Origin of the sequence: Pectobacterium araliae (assembly GCF_037076465.1) — a bacterium.
GTDB classification, from domain to species: domain Bacteria; phylum Pseudomonadota; class Gammaproteobacteria; order Enterobacterales; family Enterobacteriaceae; genus Pectobacterium; species Pectobacterium araliae.
In genome coordinates this window covers 1,947,628-1,969,359 of the sequence record NZ_AP028908.1, presented here as the reverse complement: position 1 = coordinate 1,969,359, position 21,732 = coordinate 1,947,628, and the positions used below count along the sequence as shown (strand labels likewise).

General features: G+C 50.2%; 19 protein-coding genes and 1 other annotated feature. Of the genes, 13 read left to right on the top strand and 6 right to left on the bottom strand.

All coding sequences use genetic code 11. The features are described from left to right. Positions 1-18 precede the first annotated feature (18 nt). The 3 genes from citC to AACH44_RS08920 form a co-directional block, all read right to left on the bottom strand. Positions 19-1,083, bottom strand: coding sequence for a [citrate (pro-3S)-lyase] ligase (gene citC, locus AACH44_RS08930; RefSeq protein ID WP_261849231.1), 1,065 nt, complete (start codon positions 1,081-1,083; stop codon positions 19-21). A gap of 84 nt (positions 1,084-1,167) precedes the next feature. Beyond that, entirely contained in the window at positions 1,168-2,052 is an 885-nt protein-coding gene (locus tag AACH44_RS08925) for a fumarylacetoacetate hydrolase family protein (RefSeq protein WP_261849214.1), read from the bottom strand. A 116-nt stretch (positions 2,053-2,168) separates the two neighbouring features. Continuing rightward, positions 2,169-3,539 carry a 2-hydroxycarboxylate transporter family protein gene (locus AACH44_RS08920; RefSeq protein ID WP_261849213.1) on the bottom strand — a complete coding sequence of 457 codons (1,371 nt, stop codon included), beginning with the start codon at positions 3,537-3,539 and terminating at the stop codon, positions 2,169-2,171. Between the two features lie 419 nt (positions 3,540-3,958). Between AACH44_RS08920 and AACH44_RS08915 the strand changes: the two genes are divergently transcribed. From AACH44_RS08915 to AACH44_RS08900, 4 genes are all read left to right on the top strand, one after another. Continuing rightward, positions 3,959-5,563 carry an ATP-binding protein gene (locus tag AACH44_RS08915; protein WP_261849212.1) on the top strand — a complete coding sequence of 535 codons (1,605 nt, stop codon included), beginning with the start codon at positions 3,959-3,961 and terminating at the stop codon, positions 5,561-5,563. A gap of 104 nt (positions 5,564-5,667) precedes the next feature. Beyond that, entirely contained in the window at positions 5,668-6,369 is a 702-nt protein-coding gene (locus AACH44_RS08910) for a response regulator (RefSeq protein ID WP_261849211.1), read from the top strand. Between the two features lie 470 nt (positions 6,370-6,839). After that, positions 6,840-8,774 (top strand): methyl-accepting chemotaxis protein, encoded by a 1,935-nt coding sequence (locus AACH44_RS08905; protein ID WP_261849210.1) that lies wholly within the window; start codon positions 6,840-6,842, stop codon positions 8,772-8,774. A 286-nt stretch (positions 8,775-9,060) separates the two neighbouring features. After that, positions 9,061-11,013 (top strand): methyl-accepting chemotaxis protein, encoded by a 1,953-nt coding sequence (locus AACH44_RS08900; RefSeq protein WP_261849230.1) that lies wholly within the window; start codon positions 9,061-9,063, stop codon positions 11,011-11,013. A 53-nt stretch (positions 11,014-11,066) separates the two neighbouring features. Here the strand turns inward: AACH44_RS08900 and AACH44_RS08895 are convergent, their stop codons facing one another. Then, positions 11,067-11,909, bottom strand: a complete 843-nt coding sequence (locus tag AACH44_RS08895; protein WP_261849209.1) for an SDR family oxidoreductase — start codon at positions 11,907-11,909, stop codon at positions 11,067-11,069. A gap of 278 nt (positions 11,910-12,187) precedes the next feature. Here AACH44_RS08895 and hisL point away from each other — a divergent pair, with 278 nt between their 5' ends. The 9 genes from hisL (at position 12,188) to hisIE (ending at position 19,486) form a co-directional block, all read left to right on the top strand. Beyond that, complete coding sequence (gene hisL / locus AACH44_RS08890; protein WP_233983461.1) at positions 12,188-12,235, top strand: his operon leader peptide; 48 nt, start codon at positions 12,188-12,190, stop codon at positions 12,233-12,235. Then, positions 12,211-12,332 (top strand) — a sequence feature (His leader region). (Overlaps the previous gene by 25 nt.) Positions 12,333-12,381: 49 nt before the next feature. After that, positions 12,382-13,281 (top strand): ATP phosphoribosyltransferase, encoded by a 900-nt coding sequence (hisG, locus tag AACH44_RS08885; RefSeq protein WP_261849208.1) that lies wholly within the window; start codon positions 12,382-12,384, stop codon positions 13,279-13,281. Between the two features lie 5 nt (positions 13,282-13,286). Beyond that, positions 13,287-14,615, top strand: a complete 1,329-nt coding sequence (gene hisD, locus AACH44_RS08880) for a histidinol dehydrogenase (protein WP_261849207.1) — start codon at positions 13,287-13,289, stop codon at positions 14,613-14,615. Beyond that, positions 14,612-15,685, top strand: coding sequence for a histidinol-phosphate transaminase (gene hisC, locus AACH44_RS08875; RefSeq protein ID WP_261849206.1), 1,074 nt, complete (start codon positions 14,612-14,614; stop codon positions 15,683-15,685). Before hisD ends, hisC begins: the two co-directional genes overlap by 4 nt. 15 nt (positions 15,686-15,700) lie before the next feature. Continuing rightward, positions 15,701-16,768: a bifunctional histidinol-phosphatase/imidazoleglycerol-phosphate dehydratase HisB gene (gene hisB / locus AACH44_RS08870; RefSeq protein ID WP_261849205.1), complete on the top strand. Its 1,068-nt coding sequence runs from the start codon at positions 15,701-15,703 to the stop codon at positions 16,766-16,768. Then, complete coding sequence (gene hisH, locus AACH44_RS08865; RefSeq protein ID WP_261849204.1) at positions 16,768-17,358, top strand: imidazole glycerol phosphate synthase subunit HisH; 591 nt, start codon at positions 16,768-16,770, stop codon at positions 17,356-17,358. The genes hisB and hisH overlap by 1 nt, the downstream gene beginning before the upstream one ends. Positions 17,359-17,364: 6 nt before the next feature. Further along, positions 17,365-18,102 carry a 1-(5-phosphoribosyl)-5-[(5-phosphoribosylamino)methylideneamino]imidazole-4-carboxamide isomerase gene (gene hisA, locus AACH44_RS08860; RefSeq protein WP_261849203.1) on the top strand — a complete coding sequence of 246 codons (738 nt, stop codon included), beginning with the start codon at positions 17,365-17,367 and terminating at the stop codon, positions 18,100-18,102. Further along, complete coding sequence (gene hisF, locus AACH44_RS08855; RefSeq protein WP_005967575.1) at positions 18,084-18,860, top strand: imidazole glycerol phosphate synthase subunit HisF; 777 nt, start codon at positions 18,084-18,086, stop codon at positions 18,858-18,860. Before hisA ends, hisF begins: the two co-directional genes overlap by 19 nt. Before the next feature lie 62 nt (positions 18,861-18,922). Then, positions 18,923-19,486, top strand: a complete 564-nt coding sequence (hisIE, locus tag AACH44_RS08850; RefSeq protein WP_338659607.1) for a bifunctional phosphoribosyl-AMP cyclohydrolase/phosphoribosyl-ATP diphosphatase HisIE — start codon at positions 18,923-18,925, stop codon at positions 19,484-19,486. A gap of 111 nt (positions 19,487-19,597) precedes the next feature. Here the strand turns inward: hisIE and ihfB are convergent, their stop codons facing one another. Next, entirely contained in the window at positions 19,598-19,882 is a 285-nt protein-coding gene (gene ihfB / locus AACH44_RS08845) for an integration host factor subunit beta (RefSeq protein WP_005967571.1), read from the bottom strand. Between the two features lie 89 nt (positions 19,883-19,971). Continuing rightward, entirely contained in the window at positions 19,972-21,645 is a 1,674-nt protein-coding gene (gene rpsA, locus AACH44_RS08840; RefSeq protein ID WP_107169815.1) for a 30S ribosomal protein S1, read from the bottom strand. Between the last annotated feature and the right edge of the window lie 87 nt (positions 21,646-21,732).

The following is a 21,732-nucleotide window of genomic DNA, read 5'->3' as shown; positions in this document are numbered from 1 at the left end:
TATCCTGATTAATTTTAATTATGCGTACTCGGGTTCGTAATAGTGCTGTAAATGCTCAAAAGTTGAGGTTGGCACGATGTCCCGAATACGGCTGTACTGCCGAAGTTTGAGTAATTTTCTGACTTCCGAAGCGGAAATGGCCAGTCCTGAGGTTTGCCGTTTACGTTCAATTTCAACCACGCTTAACGCGGGGGCAGACACCGTCTGGTCTTTCTCCAGCCAGTAGTGCATATCCTGGTTGTACTGATTCGTCACTGGGCAAAAGGGTTCGGTGCCGACGAAGCGCTGAGTAATACCGAGGGCTGGTGCGATATATTTCCTGAAAATAATGAGATCGAGCGCCGCATGGGCGCGGGTGATCAGTTTTTCTTCCTTCAGGAAATAGCCGGGGAACGTCGCTTTAGAAATCATGTAGTTCGAACCAGCATGTACCGTCAGATTAGGGATGTGTTCTACGCCGCGCTGTACCATCTCCAGGCGCTCGCTGAATGGGAAAAAGGAAACATCTTCCCGAACCACAAATACGTGCAGCCAATCACACGACTGTGCCGCGTGTTCCGCCAGATAGCAATGACCCAACGTGAAGGGATTCGCATTCATGACAATCGCGCCGATCTTTTTCTCGGTTTGCATCGTGAGCGACTCAGGCTGCGCGCAATCTGCCAAAGACTGACAATATTGCTGGATACCAATCGGTGTATTTTCCATCAGCATCGCGCTGTCCTGATAACAGGCTAACGGGTAGAAACCACATCCCCGGAAGATGTCGACATTTTCCGGCTTGGTATAGAGAAACAGGTGAAAGTGGCCGCGCTGCGCTGCCTGTTGCATCACTTCATTCACCACCTGTACACCCAGATTGAGGTGCCTGAATTCAGGATCGACCGCAACGCACTTAATGGTGTTGGAAGCCAAACCCGCGCAGGCGATCAGTCGCCCACCCAGTTTACCCACAACAACGATGTCAATATCGTCATCCATGCCGAGCTGGCAGTGTGCAAGGAACTGGCGTACGGCGTCCCTCTCCTGCTCCCGAAGGCGCACATCCAGCGTGTCAAAAAAGACGGAATCATTGGCATACATCACGGTTCTTCCTGCAACTCAAATTAGTTAGGGCATTCATTGCAGGCTTGCCGGTTTTCACACCGACAAACCCAGCACCTGAACTTAGTGCGCAGCGACTTCAGCAGTGATCGGAACCGATTTCACTGGTGCTGCCGCATCCACTATCGTGTTACGCAAATGGCCGATGTTTTCGATTTCAACTTCAATGCAGTCACCCGCCTTCATAAACAGCGGCGGATTGCGTTTTTTACCCACGCCGCCCGGCGAACCCGTGATGATCACGTCGCCAGCACTCAACTCAGTGAAGGTACTAATGTATTCAATCAATTCAGCAACTTTGTGGATCATGCTGCTGGTATTGTCGTCCTGCACCATGCGGCCATTCAGATACGTGCGGATCGCCAACACATGCGGGTCGGGAATTTCATCCGTGGTGGTCAGATAAGGGCCGAACGCACCGGTTTTCTGCCAGTTTTTACCGGCGGTAAACCAGCTATGCTGCCAGTCACGCGCAGAGCCATCCATGTAGCAGCTATACCCTGCGACATGAGAAAGTGCGACATCCTGAGAAATATTCTGTCCGCCTTTACCGATAATGACCGCCAGCTCGCCCTCATAATCAAATTCGCTGGAATAATGCGGTTTGATGACGGGTGTCGCGTGTCCGGTTTGCGAATCTGCGAAGCGCACGAATAACGTGGGTGCAGGATTCAGTTCATTAAATTCTTGACGCTTAGCGGCATAATTCATCCCCACGCACAGTATTTTCCCTGGTGCGGTAATAACCGGTAAGAACGTGACATCGGTGACCGCAATATCCGGCGTACTCATACTAAATTCATGTGCGACATGTAATGCATTCTGTGCCAGTAATGCTTTCAGGTCGGGGTAACGGTGGCCAATTTTACCGCCGAGATCGATTAATCCCGTTGGAGTATAAATGCCGTAACTGTCTTTACCGTTATAACGATAGCTTGCAAGTTTCATAATATTTCCTGTGCAAAATAACCCCACGCGCAATGGCGGTTTTATTTCGTTAACTCAACACATTTTTTCAACGTAATACTTATTTTTCTCAGCCTCTTTTTATTTTCTGAATGACATCAGACTAAAAAGTTGGCGAGCACCAGCAGTGAAATCGACACGTTAATCGCGCCGCCGATACGCGTTGCGATCTGCGCAAATGGCATCAGCACCATACGGTTACCCGCGGTCAGAATCGCGACGTCACCCGTACCACCCTGTCCGCTCTGGCAGCAGGAAACAATGGCAACATCAATCGGGTGCATACCGATCTTTTTACCCACCAAGAAACCGGTCCCGACCAACGTCACTACGGTAGAGATAATCACCAGCAGGTTTTGAATCGTGAAGGCGTTGACCAGTTCCTGCCACGGTGTAATCGCCACCCCGACAGCAAACAGAATCGGATACGTCACAGAGGTCTGGAAGAACTTGTAAACAACCTGAGAACCTTCCAACATTTTCGGTGAAACACCATGGGCCAACTTCACCAGCACCGCAGCGAACAGCATGCCAACCGGTGCAGGCAGACCAACCACTTTGTGACCGAGCATACCCACCATATACAGCAGGATTGCTAACAGCGCGCCTGAGGCAATCGTCGTTACGTCTGCTTTGCCACTAAAGCCAGAAGCCGGAGCACTGCTTTCGCCGTTACCCAGGTTATTGCTTTTATTCGGCATCAATTCGCCTTCGCCAGTCAAGTGTGGGTAGCGTTTACCCAGTTGATTCAGAACACCGGCAAGGATAATGGCCGTCAGGCTGCCCAACATCACGATAGGCAAGACACGTCCCAGAGCAACCCCCTGATCCATGTGCAGGATCGTGGCATAGCCGATAGACAGCGGAATAGCACCTTCACCTACCCCACCCGCCATAATTGGCAGAATCAGGAAGAAGAAAATTTGGAACGGATCCAGACCTAGCGCAATACCCACGCCCATCCCCACCAGCATCCCAGCCACTTCACCACACAGCATCGGGAAGAAAATACGCAGGAAGCCCTGAATCAGCGTCTGCCGATTCATACTCATGATGCTGCCGACAATAATGCAGCAGATATAGAGATAAAGAATGTTGGTGCTCTTGTAGAACTTGGTCGTAGATTCCACAACAACATCCGGCAGCAGGCCATAATGCACCATCGCCGAAGGGATGAAGGTTGCACAGATTGCCGCCGCCCCCATCTTGCCGATAATCGGTAGACGCTTGCCAAATTCACCACAGGCAAATCCGAAGAATGCCAGCGTCGCCACCATCACGACGATATCGCTCGGTAACTTACCACTCAGGCAGTCGATGCCGATTAATACCCCCGCCAGCACAAAAAGTGGCACTGGAATAATACCGACTTTGTAGGTATCCAGAACGTGCCACCATTTTTCCTTTAATGAGGCCTTCCCAGCCGCCTCATTATTTACCACAATATATGAATCATCAGTTGTGCTCATAACTTAGTCCCCGTTTTATTTTGTCCGTGCATCATAGGGGGCGGATATCTATTATTATGTGATTCCCTTCAAATTAAAAAATGAGTTTTAAAGGCGTTTATGGTTTTTATGATTTATATTCGATAATCGTTTATTGCGCAGACAGTTAGACGTTTTTCTGTTCAAAATAAACTTTAAGGATTTTATGGTTTTTATGGTGTTTATTTCCTAAAAGTGATTATGTTGATAAAAAGTGATTAAGTTGTTTATTAAAGAAAACGGAGTCGTTTAATTTTATCTATTTATTACTCATACCATATTGGCAACAACAGATTTAAACGTGTTATTGCTCACAACTTTTTTCCTCTCAGTCCAATCTGATTAGCATTCGTGATAAATTCAGTAGCTATTTTTAGTTAACCAGTAGGCTACCCCACATCATGAGAGTGAGACTTTCTTTTCATATCAAATTGTTTATCTATTTGATCGTCTTCTTCTCTTTGTTACTGCTGATGGCAGGTGTTTATTATTATCACGATATCGATAAACAACTCTATTCTGAGCTGGGTACGCGCGCGCAGGTACAGGCCAGAGAGATCGCCATCATCCCATCACTAGTCGAGTCAGTAAAAAATAGAAATATCAAACAGATATATATCCTTGCTCGGCAATTAAAACAACGCAGCGATGCAAGTTATATCGTGATCGGCGATAGTCAAGCGCGCCACCTGTTTCATTCTGAGTATGCGGAGAATGACCAACTCGTCGGCACACAGATGGTCGGCGGAGACAATTTCGATGTATTAGAGGGAAAAAGTGCTATCACGGTGCGCCACGGCAGCATCGGCATCTCACTACGCAGTAAAGCGCCCATCATTGCTGATGGTCAGGTGATCGGCATTGTCTCCGTGGGCTATTTGAAAACTCACATCGATAGCCTGACGTTCAGTAAACTAGCACGTATTCTGCTGGCCATTCTGGCGATGTTTGTCGCGCTGTTTATCTTTTCCTGGTGGTTCTCACGTAATCTGAAAAAACAGATGTTTGGTCTTGAACCCCTTGAGATCCGCATGCTGGTCAGGCAGCAGAAAGCGTTACTCGAATCGATCTACGAAGGGGTCATCGCGATCGACAAACAGCACCGCATTGCCGCCATTAACCATGCTGCCAAAGAAATCCTCGGACTAAATGAACCTTCCTATCTGTTGCGCGGCAAGCCGATTGATACCGTCATTAAACCCGTCCCCTTCTTCTCCGGTGAAGCGATGTGGAACAGCGACACTCACGATGAAATTTGTCGCTTTAATCACGCCACCGTCATCGCCAGCCGGGTGCGGATTATGCTAGAAGATGAGCTTCAAGGCTGGGTCATCAGCTTCCGCAGTAAAAACGATATTCATACACTGAGCATGCAGCTCAGTCAGGTGAAGCGTTACGCGAATAGCCTGCGCATTCTGCGGCATGAGCAGTTGAACTGGACCGCGACGCTGGCTGGGCTGCTGCACCTCAAACGCTATGACGAAGCGATCAAATATATTGAAGCGCAGTCGGAAAGTGCACAGGTGGTGCTGGATTTTGTTTCGCGCCGCTTCTGTTCGCCAGCATTATGCGGGCTGCTGCTAGGCAAGTACGCGACAGCACGAGAAAAAGGCATTGAGATTGTTTTCGACCCACGCTGCCAGCTCACCCATATTCCTGCCGCACTGAGTGAAACGGAGCTGATGTCCATCATTGGTAACTTGCTGGATAACGCGATGGAAGCCACATTGGCCATGGCTACGCCGCATTATCCTGTCGAAATATACATCTATGACAGTGAACAAGAGTTGGTCATTGAAGTCGCGGATCAGGGAACAGGGATCGATCCGGCCATTGCCGATTGCCTGTTTGAAATGGGTGTGACCAGTAAAACGCAAGGTGATCACGGGCTGGGACTGCATCTGGTCGCCAGCTACGTAAACCAGGCTCGGGGAATTATTGAAGTTTCTGCCAACCAGCCGAACGGCAGCATATTTTCCCTATTTATACCGCTATCCTCCAAATAATTTGAGTTGCCGTGTGTTGAACAACGCACAAGCCATTTGGAGAATGACGGGTGTACGGGCACTAGATCTTCTTTATCTTTCAGATACTAACAGGGATTCATACCATGCAGCACACTGAACATTTCGATGTCTTAATCGTTGAAGATGAAAGTAAGCTGGCAAATATTCATGCTGAATTTATTGAAAAAAATTTCAATCTGCGCGTCGTAGGGATTGCCGCTACACTTTTTGAAGCCAAAAAGCTCCTTCAGCAGCACAGGCCTCGCTTAATCCTGCTAGATAATTATTTGCCCGACGGCGAAGGGGTTTCGCTGATTGAAAGCCAACTGCTGAAAGGGATGGACTGCTCCGTCATATTTATTACCGCTGCCAGCGATATGAATACCTGCGCTCAGGCGATTCGCTGTGGGGCTTTTGACTACATAATCAAACCACTCTCTTACCCACGGCTGCGTTCTTCGCTGGAACGCTTTATTCAATTTGTAAAAACCCAGCATACCTACAAAGTTGTCGATCAGCAGAACGTCGATATTCTTTATCAGTTGCAATCGTCCGGCGCTGCGCCCTCTTCGTCAGCAAAAGGTATTGAGGAGAACACACTGGGACTGATCAAACAGATTTTTGCCAATGAGGGAGACGAGACGCTCTATTCTGTCGATGAGATTGTCGAGAAAACCGGGCTAAGTAAAACCACGGCGCGCCGCTACCTCGAGTTCTGCGTCGAGAACCAATTCCTCGATATCGAAATGCGTTACGGCAAAATTGGCCACCCGCGTCGGTTATACCGTATGAAGGGCACCCTGTAGGTGCCGCAGCCCGTACGCTATGACGGTACCATTCGCCGCCATAGCGTATCCGGCAAAGCCAGACGACGGTGTGCGATGAAAAGTAAGATAAAAAAAGTCCGATGAAAGGGTAACGTTATTAACTCATCGTTCCGCGCGCCAGCATTAAGACAAAATTTAACCATTCATTATTTTCATTCCATTTGTATTTCAATATATTTCCAAATTAACCACTTTCTTCCCGATTTTTTAAAGATTAAAAAATAATCACAATTTCCTGTGTTTATTCTGATAACGACCAAAGTAACGCTTATTGGTAATACCCCCCTTACTTGCTGTGCAGTTGTCCAATAGTGAGAGAGAAGCCTCACAAATTATTATTAGTTTCTTCACTCACACTAAAAAAAAGCGTCATAAATCCGATAAGCACTATGGGTCATACCTTATTAGTTTGCTACTTGATACCAGTAATTCATCCCTGGAGAGACAACATGTTCTTAGCCAAAAAAATCAGAAATCTTAAAATATCCCAAAAGCTTTATCTTGGGTTCGGGGTCATCCTGCTACTGGTTATCATTGCATCGCTACTCAGCGCAGGACGCTTCAGGGAAATTCGCGATATCTATGAGAAAACCAATCTTATTTACAACATCAACATCGAAGTCTTTCAGGCCAAAATAAACCGCCTGAAGTATTTTTACTCCTATGATGAAAAATCGCGTGAAACCATGGCGGGCTTTGTTAAACACGCGTCAGAATTAACCACTGAAGCGAAAACGCTCTCATGGAGTCCAGAAGGGGCAACTCTTGTCAACGATCTCGGCCAGCACCTGACCGAATTCCAGAATGCTATCACCGAGATGGGGAAAGCCACGCAGCGCGTGGTAGAAAACCGTGACAAGATCAGTGCCGCCAACGGGCAAAACATTACTGCGAATTTTTACGCCAGACTACGCCAGCAGTCTTCTGATAACGTAACACAGTACCAGACGGAGGATCTGGTCACGCAGGTTGCAGAATTGAAACAGGCTTCGTATGCGTTGCAGCTCAGGCAAAATGCCGATGCCGCGAAGAAGTTCGATGAAGCTTTTGGCCGCTTTGACAGTAACTACCAGGCCGTCACTGCTGCGCTGGCACCGGAACAGAAGGTCGCCGTAGAGAGCCTGAGAAGCTATGCCACCAGCTATAAAAAACTCAACAATGACTACTTTCAGAGCGTCAATGACCTGAAAAAAACAGAAGACGGCGTGAAGGTCGGCGGAGATAAAAGCAGCGCCTCCATTAAATCGATTATCACTATCGTCAAAGAGAAGAATGATGCGCTGGCATACGGTTCCGCTACCATCACGATGATCATTGGCCTCATCACCGTCGTGATCGGTATTATCATCTCACTGCTGATTACCCGCCAAATCACCCGCCCCGTAATTCATAACCTCTCTCTGGCAGAAAAAATTGCCGCAGGCGATTTGACCTCAACAATCACAGTCGACCGTGATGATGAACTGGGTCAGTTAACCGCTGCAATGGGAAGGATGAACGAAAAGTTGCGCCATATGATCAGCGATGTGCGTGACAGTGTGGACAGCGTTTCAACCTCCGCAGCCAAGATCGCCGCGGGTAATAGCGATCTCTCCTCACGCACCGAGCAACAATCTGCCGCCGTAGTGGAAACCGCCGCCAGCATGGAAGAACTCACCTCGACCGTTAAAAACAATGCCGAGAACGCCAAACAAGCGAGCCAAATCAGCACCGAAGCCTCACAAAATGCCCACAAGGGCGGCGAAGTGGTACGAGATGTGGTGGATACCATGTCGGGCATTTCAGAAAGCTCGCACAAGATTGCCGACATCACCGCCGTTATCAACAGCATCGCTTTCCAGACTAATATTCTGGCGCTCAACGCCGCCGTAGAAGCCGCGAGAGCCGGAGAGCAAGGGCGTGGGTTCGCCGTGGTTGCCAGCGAGGTACGGACGCTTTCTCAACGCACGTCCCAAGCGGCAAAAGAGATTGCCAACCTGATATCCGAGTCGGTGTCACGTATCAATGTGGGAACGCGGTTGGTGGCCAACGCGGGAACCGCGATGGATCAGATCGTCTCCTCCGTCTCGCAGGTCAACGACATCATGGGGGAAATCGCCTCCGCCTCCGATGAACAAAGCCGTGGCATTGAGCAAATTTCCCGCGCCATCAGTGAACTTGATACCACCACGCAGCAGAATGCGGCACTGGTGATGGAGTCGTCAATCTCCGCTAACTCGCTGGAGGAACAGTCTGCAATATTGGAAAGTATGGTGGCAAACTTTCGCCTGTCTACTCACGAGGGACGTCAACCCAAAGCAAATACCTCAAGTTTGTCGCCCCAGCAGAAACACTTACCACCGGCGTCAAAACAAGCACAGGACGCAGGCTGGACAACCTTCTAACGTTTTACCTCCCAGTCCTGATATCGCGTCAGGGCTGGATTTTACAACTTAACGCCTTATCACTAATAAATAAACTACCAAATAATCATCAGACTACGCTGTTTTAGCCATATCCACATAAAACACCATGCATCTGCACAGTGTTTTTTGACACCCATCACAAAACGTTATTATCTCCTAATCTGACACTAACATCGCAATAACATAGCCCGATAACCCATAGTGGTTAGCAATAAAATTGTGAACAATATTTTTGCTAAAAAAGCGTCATACATGGGGAGTTATAATGCAACATCTTGCTAGTCGAATTCGTAACACAAAGATCGCACATAAATTGTATGCGGGGTTTGGCATTATTTTATTACTCGTTATTATTGCCTCGACACTTAGCGCAAAGAGATTTAAAGACATTAAAGATATTTATGAAAAGACCAATCTTATTTATAGCGTCAACATTGAGGTTTTTCAGGCAAAAATAAATCGTGTTAAATATTTCTACGCACCTGATGAGAAAACAAAAGATATTCTAGCAAAATTTGTCAAGAGCGCGACAGATTTAACTGACAGTGCAAAAAATCTGGCTTGGAGCACAGATGAATTAAATCACATCAAAAACTTAAAAGAAAATTTAGAGGAATTTCAGGCATCGGTTTCCGCAATGTCCACCGCAACACTAAAAGTCGTTGGAATTCAAGAAAATGTCAATGTATTACATACACAAGCTACGTTAGAGCCTTTTACACAAACCATTCATAACACGAGTTCATTCCCCGATAATGATGCTTATTACGCGATGAGCAAGCTGGCCTTCTTGTTAAGTGAAGTGCAAAAACTGAGTTATGAACTGCAAATAACAAAAGATGAGAAAACAGTAACCGCGCTGAATACTCGTTATGCAGAAATGGAATCAGCCTATCAGGCATTACCGCTTTTATCGACTGACTTGAAAGATCAAGCTGACGCATTACGCAATTACGTTAAGCAATACCAACAGCTCAATGCGAACTACTACACCGCTTTCGATGACGTGAAAAAAGCAGAAACGCGGGTCATGAGAGCAGGAACGAAAAGTAGCGCAGACATTAATGCGCTGACCGCCATAATCAAAGCCAAAAATGATGAGTTAGCCTATAACTCCGCCACCATTACGATGATTATCGGCCTCATTGCCGTCATTATCGGTATCATCATTTCAATCTACATTACCCGGATTATCACCCGTCCCATCATCCATAACCTGTCGCTGGCAGAACGCATTGCCAGTGGCGACCTGACCACAACGATTCATACCGATCGCCACGATGAACTGGGAAGACTCACCCACGCCATGGGGACGATGAATGAACAGTTACGCCACGTTATTTCCGAAGTACGGGACAGCGTCGGCAGCGTCAGCCTATCAGCGAGTAAAATTGCCACAGGCAATAGCGATCTTTCATCACGCACCGAACAGCAGTCAGCGGCAGTCGTTGAAACCGCAGCCAGCATGGAAGAACTCACCTCGACGGTGAAAAACAATGCCGACAATGCCAAACATGCTAGCCAGATCGCTGCCGATGCCTCCCAAAATGCGCTTAAAGGTGGTGAGGTTGTGAAACAAGTGGTAACGACCATGGACAATATCGCGGCCAGTTCCAGAAAAATTGCCGATATCACCACCGTTATCAACAGTATTGCCTTCCAGACCAACATCCTGGCGCTAAACGCCGCGGTAGAAGCCGCTCGAGCCGGTGAACAAGGTCGTGGTTTTGCTGTGGTCGCGGGCGAAGTACGCAGTTTGTCGCAGCGCAGCTCTCAGGCTGCCAAAGACATCGAAGCACTGATCTCAGAATCGGTCGAACGTACCAATGCAGGTAGCCACCTTGTTGCCGTTGCCGGAGAAACTATGGAGCAAATCGTCGATTCCGTTTCCCGCGTGAACGATATTATGGGGGAAATTTCATCCGCCTCTGAAGAACAGAGCCGGGGAATTGGGCAAATTGCACAGGCAATCAGCGAACTGGACACCACCACACAGCAAAACGCCTCGCTGGTGATGGAATCCTCTATTTCCGCCAATTCGCTGGAAGAACAGGCCGTGCTGCTAGAGAAATTACTTGAGCACTTCCGCGTGTCTCAATCCGACAACCGCGCAGCTTCACTCACGTCACCCGCAACACCACGGCACGCGTTGCCACAACGTATGCCAACGACAGACAAAAAAACGCTTTCATCAGAAAGCGACTGGACGTCGTTCTAATACCTCCCGCCCGGATAGCCGCACGCTCTCCGGGCGCATCACAACACGAATTCTTAACGCGGCGAACTCTCGTTCAACGGCATCGTTGAAGGATTAGGGTACTGATAGTCAAACCCAAGCTCATGGCAGATACGCTGCCCATCGACAATTCGACCCTGAGCGCTATCGGTCACGGGTGCAAACTGTGGCGGAGATACCTGTAATCGGCGTGCCTGTTCAGGATAAAAATCTTGCCTGGCAGGATGTTCTGGCGCGCACAGGTTGTAGATATGCCCACCGTTCGGAAGCTTAAGCAGTAACAGGATCGCCGCCAGCACATCTTCCTGATGCACCAAATTCACGCCATGATTGCCATGCGGCAGGTTGGTTTTCCCTGCAAGGAAACGCCCAGGATGACGATCGCCACCGACCAGCCCCGCAAGACGCAAGATATCCACGGAGATATCCGGTAAATGTTGCAACCACTGTTCGAGGGATACCAGCGTCTTCCCTGCGACCGTCGTCGGCTGTAACGGCGAGGTTTCTCTTGCCGTGCCGCTGCTATCGCCATAAACCGAGGTTGAACTGGTGAAGATAATACGCGGGACATGATACACACGAGCCATATTCACCAATTGCTGTACCGCTTGTGCATACCCGTCGCCTCCTTCCGCCGTTCGGCTGGCGGGCAACGTCACGATCAACACGTCAACCTGTAGTAGTGCGCTAAGTTCGTCAGCGTCACATTCCAGTTCAGGCGTCAGCGTCAATTGATAGCATTCAATCCCGCTCATCCTCGCAGCTTCAACGCCATCAGAGGTCGTTTTCGTTCCCACCACGTGGTAACCATGCCCATTCAGCGCCAGAGCCAGTGGCATACCTAGCCAACCCAATCCCACAATCGATACTTTTTTCATCTGCCGTTCTCCCCTGCAAGGAGCCTGTGATTAACACCGATGCCTACAGAGTAAACGGCTTTCATGTCCATCGCTACGGCACCTTTCCGATTTCAACAGGCTTTTCTGCCTATCAAAGACCGATACCCCGCACGATTATGCTGGCGTATCGCCCAATAAAAGCGAACTTCCCATATCTGCTAAAAAGATGTTGCACAACAACCCGCACATGGTTTAGGTTATTCGACAAGTAAATCGATATTCATTTAATAAATACTGACACAACAAAGAGACATATTATGACACGCGTTCTGTTTAGCCACCATCATCACCATCATCCTGATTAGTCTTTCGGGCAATTGGTGCTGGAAGACGTTCAGATCTTCCAGTGGCGCAGAACACAAAGAGAGCCCTCGGAAGATCATCTTCCGAGGGTTTTTTTATGCTCGCTATATTTCTAGACATTTAAATTTGACAGGTTAATGAGGTTTCCATGCTGGATAAAACACGTTTACGGATAGCAATGCAGAAGTCAGGCCGCCTGAGCGATGATTCACGCGAGTTGCTGGCACGCTGCGGTATCAAAATCAACTTGCAGCAACAGCGTCTGATCGCATTCGCAGAAAATATGCCGATTGATATCCTGCGCGTTCGCGATGACGATATCCCCGGTTTGGTGATGGATGGCGTGGTCGACCTGGGCATCATCGGTGAAAACGTATTAGAAGAAGAACTGTTAAACCGCCGCGCTCAAGGTGAAGATCCGCGTTACTTCACACTACGCCGTCTGGATTTCGGCGGCTGCCGCCTGTCGCTGGCGATGCCACTGGACGAAGCCTATACCGGCCCTGAATGCCTGCAAAACAAACGTATTGCCACCTCATATCCTCACCTGCTTAAACAATATCTCGACAGAAAATCTATTAATTTCAAATCCTGTCTGCTTAACGGTTCCGTCGAAGTCGCACCGCGTGCGGGTCTGGCCGATGCCATCTGCGATTTGGTATCAACCGGTGCCACGTTGGAAGCCAACGGCCTGCGCGAAGTCGAAGTCATTTACCGCTCCAAAGCCTGCCTGATTCAGCGTGACGGCGAGATGCCTGCGGAGAAACAGCAACTGATCGATAAATTGCTGACCCGTATGCAAGGCGTGATTCAGGCGCGTGAATCCAAATACATCATGCTGCATGCGCCTAGCGAACGTCTGGAAGAAGTCATTGCCCTACTGCCCGGTGCTGAGCGCCCGACCATTCTGCCGCTGGCTGGCGATCAAAGCCGTGTTGCCATGCACATGGTCAGCAGCGAAACGCTGTTCTGGGAAACCATGGAAAAGCTGAAATTGTTAGGTGCCAGCTCTATTCTGGTCCTGCCCATTGAAAAAATGATGGAGTGATGACAATGGTTGACAACACCAAAAGCATCGGCAGTTTCAGCACGATCGTTGACTGGCAGCGCTGCTCAGCAGAAGAGCAGCGTCAGTTGCTGACACGCCCGGCCATTTCCGCATCAGACCGTATTACCGCCGTCGTGAGCGATATTTTGGCAAGCGTGAAAAACCGTGGTGATAGCGCCTTACGTGACTACAGCGCACAGTTCGATAAGGTTCAGGTGAATGTGATTCGCGTCACCGATGCCGAAATTGCCGCTGCCTCCGCCCGTCTGGGTGATGAAGTAAAACAGGCGATGTCAATCGCCGTGCGTAATATCGAGACATTCCACAACGCGCAAAAGCTGCCGATTGTCGATATCGAAACACAGCCGGGCGTTCGTTGCCAGCAGCTCACTCGCCCTATCGCGACTGTCGGCCTTTATATTCCGGGGGGCTCGGCCCCTCTACCGTCGACCGTGTTGATGCTGGGAACACCTTCACGCATCGCTGGCTGCGGTCGTGTGGTGCTGTGCTCACCGCCGCCGATTGCCGATGAAATTTTATATGCCGCACAGCTGTGCGGTATTAAAGAAGTCTTTCAGCTTGGTGGGGCGCAAGCGATTGCTGCGATGGCATTTGGCACAGAGAGCGTGCCGAAAGTCGATAAAATTTTTGGCCCCGGCAATGCGTACGTCACGGAAGCCAAGCGTCAGGTTAGCCAGCAGCTCGATGGCGCGGCCATTGATATGCCCGCAGGGCCATCCGAAGTGTTGGTGATCGCCGACAGCGGTGCGACGCCTGCGTTTGTCGCGTCTGATCTGCTGTCGCAGGCAGAGCACGGCCCAGATTCACAGGTCATCCTGCTCACGCCCGACGCAGCAATGGCCAAAGCCGTGGCGGACGCCGTTGAAGAGCAGCTCACGCAATTGTCCCGCGCGGACATCGCGCGTCAGGCACTTGCCAGCAGCCGGGTTATCGTCGCGCGAGATTTGGCACAGTGCGTTGAAATCAGCAATCAATATGGTCCAGAGCACCTGATCATCCAGACGCGCGACGCCGAATCACTGGTTGATAGCATCACCAGCGCGGGTTCCGTGTTTCTTGGCGACTGGTCGCCGGAATCCGCAGGTGACTATGCCTCCGGCACTAACCATGTTTTGCCGACCTATGGCTATACCTCAACCTATTCAAGCCTCGGTTTGGCCGATTTTCAGAAACGCATGACCGTACAGCAGCTCACGCCGCAAGGGTTACTGCAACTGGCACCAACGATAGAAATTCTGGCACAGGCCGAGCAACTGACCGCCCACAAAAACGCTGTTACCCTGCGTGTTGCCGCACTAAAGGAGCAAGCATGAGTAGTATTGAAGAACTGGCACGCGCCAACGTACGCGCATTGACACCGTACATGTCTGCCCGTCGTTTGGGCGGCAATGGTGATGTCTGGCTGAATGCCAATGAATATCCTCAAGCGCCTGAGTATCAGTTAACGTTGCAGACGTTGAACCGCTATCCAGAATGCCAGCCAGTAACGGTGATCAACCGCTATGCCGAGTATGCGGGCGTAACGCCGGAACAGGTTCTGGTTAGCCGCGGCGCTGATGAAGGGATAGAACTGCTGATTCGCGCATTCTGTGAACCGGGGAAAGACGCGATTCTTTTCTGTCCCCCGACTTACGGCATGTACGCCGTTAGCGCCGAAACATTTGGCGTGGAGCGCCGCACTGCGGCAAGCAAAGCAGACTGGCAGTTAGATCTCGATGCGATTGAAGCACAATTGGACAGCACCAAGGTCATTTACGTTTGCAGCCCGAACAACCCGACTGGCAACCTGATTGCACCGGCAGATTTACGTCAGTTGCTCACGCTGGCACAGGGAAAAGCGTTGGTCGTTATCGATGAGGCCTACATTGAATTCTGTCCGCAGGCGTCCACCGCGGTCTGGCTGGCTGAGTTTCCTCATTTGGTGATTCTGCGGACCTTGTCCAAGGCCTTTTCACTCGCTGGATTGCGCTGTGGCTTTACGCTGGCAAACCCAGAGGTGATTCAACTTTTGCTGAAGGTGATCGCCCCTTATCCGCTGTCCACCCCGGTAGCAGATATCGCGGCGCAGGCGTTGAGCCAGGAAGGGATCGCCAAAATGAAGGCGAATGTTGCAGAGGTTACCGCCAACCGCCGCTGGCTGAGCGCCGCCTTAAAAGACATTTCCTGCATTGAAGAAATCTTCCCCAGCGAGAGTAACTATTTGCTGGTGCGCGTTACCGCTTCCCCTGCTGTATTTAAAACGCTGTGGGATCAGGGCATTATTTTACGTGACCAAAATAAGCAACCCAGCCTCGCAGGCTGCTTGCGCATTACTATCGGCAACCGCTACGAATGTGAACGCGTTGTTGCTGCATTACAATCATTGCCGGGCATCAACGCTTAATTTTAAGGAGCTCACGTGGGCCAGAAATACCTCTTTATCGACCGTGACGGAACATTAATTGCTGAACCACCTGAGGATTTTCAGGTTGACCGTCTGGATAAACTGGCGCTGGAACCAGATGTCATTCCCTCGCTGCTGGCGCTGCAAAAAGCCGGTTACACGCTGGTGATGATTACAAATCAGGATGGGTTGGGAACCGAGAGTTTTCCGCAGGAAACCTTCGATCCACCGCACAACCTGATGATGCAGATTCTGACATCGCAGGGCATCCGTTTTGAGCAAGTGCTGATCTGCCCGCATTTGCCAGCAGATAATTGCACCTGCCGCAAACCTAAGACCGAACTGGTGACGGCCTATTTGAACAACGGCCTGATGGATGTGGCGAACAGCTACGTCATCGGCGATCGCCAGACCGATATTCAATTAGCACAAAATATGGGCATTACCGGCCTGCTCTACCAGCGTGGCAGCCTGAACTGGCAAGCGATTACCAACCAGTTGACCAAGCGTAACCGTCATGCCCACGTCAACCGCGTCACGCGTGAAACCGCAATTGATGTGAACGTCTGGCTGGATCAGGAAGGCGGCAGCAAAATCAACACCGGCGTCGGTTTCTTCGATCACATGCTGGATCAGATCGCCACTCACGGCGGATTCCGTATGAACATTGAAGTAAAAGGCGATCTGTACATTGACGATCACCACACGGTGGAAGATACCGGTCTGGCGCTGGGCGAAGCGTTGAATAAAGCACTGGGCGACAAACGCGGTATTGGCCGTTTTGGTTTCGTTTTGCCAATGGATGAGTGCCTGGCACGCTGTGCACTGGATATTTCAGGACGTCCGCATCTGGAGTATAAAGCAGAGTTCAGCTACCAGCGCGTGGGCGATCTAAGTACGGAAATGGTCGAACACTTCTTCCGCTCGCTGTCTTATTCCATGGCCTGTACGCTACACCTGAAAACCAAAGGGCGTAACGATCATCACCGTGTTGAAAGCCTGTTTAAAGTCTTCGGACGCACGCTGCGTCAGGCCATCCGCGTCGAGGGTGACACGCTGCCGAGTTCGAAAGGAGTGCTCTGATGAAGGTCGTTATTCTTGATACCGGCTGCGCTAACCTCTCTTCTGTGACCTACGCCGTACAGCGGTTGGGGTATACGCCCGTCGTCAGCCGCGAGGCCGAGATTGTCCTGCAAGCGGATAAACTGTTTCTACCGGGCGTGGGCACCGCGCAGGCCGCGATGAATCAACTGCAAGATCGCGACCTGATTGCGTTGATCAAGGCCTGCACCCAGCCCGTTCTCGGTATTTGCCTCGGTATGCAGTTACTGGGCACAAACAGCGACGAAAATGGCGGCATTCCCACGCTCGGCATTGTTGATTCGCCGGTGAAAAAGATGGTTGATCACGGCTTGCCGCTGCCGCACATGGGCTGGAATCAGGTCATTCCGAAGGCCGGACACCGTTTGTTCCGCGATATCGATGACGGTGCCTATTTCTATTTCGTCCATAGCTATGCCATGCCCGTTTGCGAAAACACCATTGCGCAGGCCAACTACGGCGAAGCCTTCACCGCCGCACTGGAAAAAGATAACTTCTTTGGCGTGCAGTTCCACCCTGAGCGTTCGGGTGCAGCAGGCGCGCAACTGCTGAAAAACTTTCTGGAGATGTAGAGCGTCATGATTATTCCCGCATTAGACCTGATTGATGGGCAGGTTGTCCGTCTGCATCAGGGTGATTATGGCCAACAGCGCCAGTACGGCAGCGATCCGCTCCCCCGCTTGCAGGATTACCAGCAACAAGGCGCAGGTGTGCTGCATTTGGTAGATTTAACCGGTGCCAAAGATCCCTCTGCCCGCCAGATCCCCCTATTAACCACGTTGTTAGCTGGCGTTAGCGTACCCGTTCAGATCGGCGGCGGTATTCGTACTGAACAGGACGTGGAAGCGTTATTAAAAGCCGGTGCCAGCCGCGTCGTCATTGGCTCCACCGCCGTTAAGCAGCCGGAACTCGTTCAGCAATGGTTCACCCGCTACGGCGCAGACGCGCTGGTGCTGGCACTGGACGTGCGTATCGACGCCAACGGCACGAAATTCGTCGCCATCAGCGGCTGGCAGGAAAATTCAAACGCCACGCTTGAGCAGGTCGTCGAACAATATCTGCCGTTTGGTCTGAAGCATGTACTGTGCACTGACATTTCTCGTGACGGTACGCTGAGCGGCTCCAACGTCGAGCTCTATCGTGAAATTAGTCAGCGCTACCCGCAGATTGCCTTTCAGGCATCCGGCGGCATCGGTAATCTGACGGATATCGCCAATTTGCGCGGCAGCGGTGTACAAGGCGTGATCGTGGGTCGCGCATTGTTAGAAGGTAAATTTAACGTCGCGGAGGCTATCTCATGCTGGCAAAACGGATAATCCCCTGTCTGGACGTGCGTAACGGCCAGGTCGTCAAAGGCGTTCAATTCCGCAACCACGAAATCATCGGTGACATCGTGCCGCTGGCGCAGCGCTATGCGCAGGAAGGCGCTGATGAGTTGGTTTTTTATGATATCACCGCCTCTTCCGACGGTCGTGTCGTCGATAAGAGCTGGGTGTCTCGTGTCGCAGAAGTCATCGATATTCCCTTCTGCGTGGCGGGTGGCATTAAAAGCGTGGAAGAAGCAGGTCAGATCCTCTCTTTCGGTGCGGATAAAATCTCCATCAACTCACCGGCACTGGCCGACCCAGAGCTGATTACCCGATTGGCCGACCGTTATGGCGTGCAGTGCATCGTCGTCGGGATTGATACCTGGCATGATGCTGCTACCGGTCGCTATCATGTGAATCAATATACGGGCGACGAAACACGCACCAAGGTCACCACCTGGGAAACGCTGGACTGGGTACAAGAAGTGCAAAAGCGCGGTGCAGGTGAAATTGTCCTGAACATGATGAATCAAGACGGTGTGCGCAACGGCTATGATTTACACCAGTTAAATCTGGTGCGTGATGTCTGCAACGTTCCGCTTATTGCTTCCGGCGGCGCAGGCACCATGGAACATTTTTTGGATGCGTTCCAAACCGCCCACGTTGATGGCGCGCTGGCAGCATCGGTGTTTCACAAGCAAATTATTAATATTGGCGAGCTGAAACAATATCTTAAGCAACAAGGTGTGGAGATTCGAGTGTGTTAAGTGCAGAGTACTTTCTAAACGACGAACAACGAAACCAACTCGATTGGGAAAAAACGGATGGTATGCTGCCGGTTGTTGTGCAACATGCGGTATCCGGTGAGGTATTGATGCTGGGCTATATGAACCAGGATGCGTTGCAAGCTACCGAAGAGAGCGGCAAAGTGACGTTTTTCTCGCGAACCAAGCAGCGGTTATGGACGAAAGGCGAATCTTCCGGCCATTTCCTGAATGTCGTCACTATTACACCAGACTGCGATAATGATACGCTGCTGATTCTGGTTAACCCTATCGGACCAACCTGTCATCTGGGCACCAGCAGTTGCTTCTCGCCTGCGGCCAGCGACTGGACGTTCCTCTATCAGCTAGAGCAACTGTTGGCCGAGCGCAAACATGCCGACCCAGATAGCTCTTACACCGCGCGCCTATACTCCAGCGGCACCAAGCGCATTGCGCAAAAGGTCGGTGAAGAAGGATTGGAAACAGCATTAGCGGCAACAGTGCATGACCGTGAAGAACTGACCAATGAAGCAGCAGATTTAATGTACCATCTGTTGGTGCTGTTGCAGGATCAGGATTTAGATCTGGCGACCATCATCAATCGTTTGAAAGAACGTCACAACAAATAAGCTTTCCCCCGCGTTATCGACTACCGATGGCGCGGAAAAAAATAATAGCGATAAACGTAAAAAAGCACCCGAGATGGGTGCTTTTATAAGGCTGGTATTTAAGACTAACAATTAGCCGTAAATATTAGCGCGGTCGCGGAGTTCCTTGCCCGGTTTAAAGTGAGGGACGTACTTACCTTCCAACTCAACTTTGTCACCCGTTTTCGGATTACGACCTACACGCGGTGCACGGTAGTGAAGTGAAAAACTGCCAAACCCACGGATTTCAATACGGTCGCCTTCGGCTAACGTAGAGGCCATTTGTTCGAGCATTTCTTTCACTGCATCCTCAACCACTTTGGCCGGGATATGAGATTGCTGTCCAGCAAGCCTTTCAATAAGTTCAGACTTGGTCATAGCTCCTCCAAGTGCGGTTATCAATAACCAGGATAACTGACTACCGTTACAAGAATGAGCAACTTGCGTTGCTCATTCTACCGTTGTGATTACTCGCCTTTAGCTGCTTTGAATGCTTCTGCCATCGCGCTGGAGAAATTGTTTTCTTCCGGCTTGTTGTTAACAGTTGCGATTGCATCTTTCTCATCAGCTTCGTCTTTCGCACGGACAGACAGGCTAACAACGCGGTTCTTACGATCAACACCGGTATATTTCGCTTCAACGCTGTCGCCAACGTTCAGTACCAGCGTTGCGTCTTCAACGCGATCGCGAGAGGCTTCAGAAGCTCGCAGGTAGCCTTCTACGCCATCCGCCAATTCAACTGTAGCACCTTTGGCGTCAACTGCTGTAACTTTACCAGTAACAATAGCACCTTTCTTGTTAACAGACAGGTAGTTATTGAACGGGTCTTCAGCCAATTGTTTCACGCCCAGAGAGATACGCTCGCGCTCTGCGTCAACTTGCAGAACAACAGCGGCGATTTCATCACCTTTCTTGTATTCGCGAACGGCTTCTTCACCAACCACGTTCCAGGAGATGTCGGACAGGTGCACCAGACCGTCGATGCCGCCGTCCAGACCGATGAAGATACCGAAGTCAGTGATAGACTTGATTTTACCTTCAACGCGGTCGCCCTTGTTGTGGGTTTCAGCGAACAGCTGCCATGGGTTGGATTTACACTGTTTCAGGCCCAGGGAGATACGACGACGTTCTTCATCGATATCCAGAACCATCACTTCCACTACATCACCAACGTTAACAACTTTGGATGGGTGGATGTTTTTGTTGGTCCAATCCATTTCGGAAACGTGTACCAGACCTTCAACGCCTTCTTCGATTTCAACGAAGCAACCGTAATCAGTCAGGTTGGTTACGCGACCAGTCAGACGCGTGCTTTCTGGGTAACGCTTAGCGATAGCGACCCATGGATCTTCGCCCAGCTGTTTCAGACCCAGGGACACACGGGTACGCTCGCGGTCGAATTTCAGCACTTTAACAGTGATTTCGTCGCCCACATTGACGATTTCGCTTGGGTGTTTAACACGTTTCCAAGCCATATCAGTGATATGCAGCAGGCCATCAACGCCGCCCAGATCAACGAATGCACCGTAGTCAGTAAGGTTCTTAACGATACCTTTAACTTCCATGCCTTCCTGCAGGTTTTCCAGCAGTTGATCGCGCTCAGCGCTGTTTTCAGATTCGATAACTGCACGGCGAGAAACAACAACGTTGTTGCGTTTCTGATCCAGCTTGATAACTTTGAACTCAAGCTCTTTGCCTTCCAGATGCAGCGTGTCGCGAACCGGACGAACGTCTACCAGAGAACCTGGCAGGAACGCACGAATGCCGTTCAGCTCAACAGTGAAACCGCCTTTAACTTTACCGTTGATAATACCAGTAACCGTTGCAGCTTCTTCGTAAGCTTTTTCCAGCGTCAGCCATGCTTCATGACGTTTAGCTTTTTCGCGAGAAAGCAGCGTTTCACCGAAGCCATCTTCGATAGCGTCCAGAGCAACGTCAACTTCATCACCAACCTGAATTTCCAGTTCGCCCTGTGCGTTCTTGAATTGCTCTACCGGAATGGCAGATTCAGATTTCAGACCGGCGTCAACCAGTACGACATCTTTATCAATAGCAACAACAACACCGCGTACGATGGAACCAGGACGGGTTTCGATTTCTTTCAGGGATTCTTCAAAGAGTTGAGCAAAAGATTCAGTCATGTTTGATAATCTTAAGGGTTTCAATTTAACGTCCATCTGGCATCCTGCTCAATGGGGTTGTTTAACATGCCCCGCTGTGCATCCTTA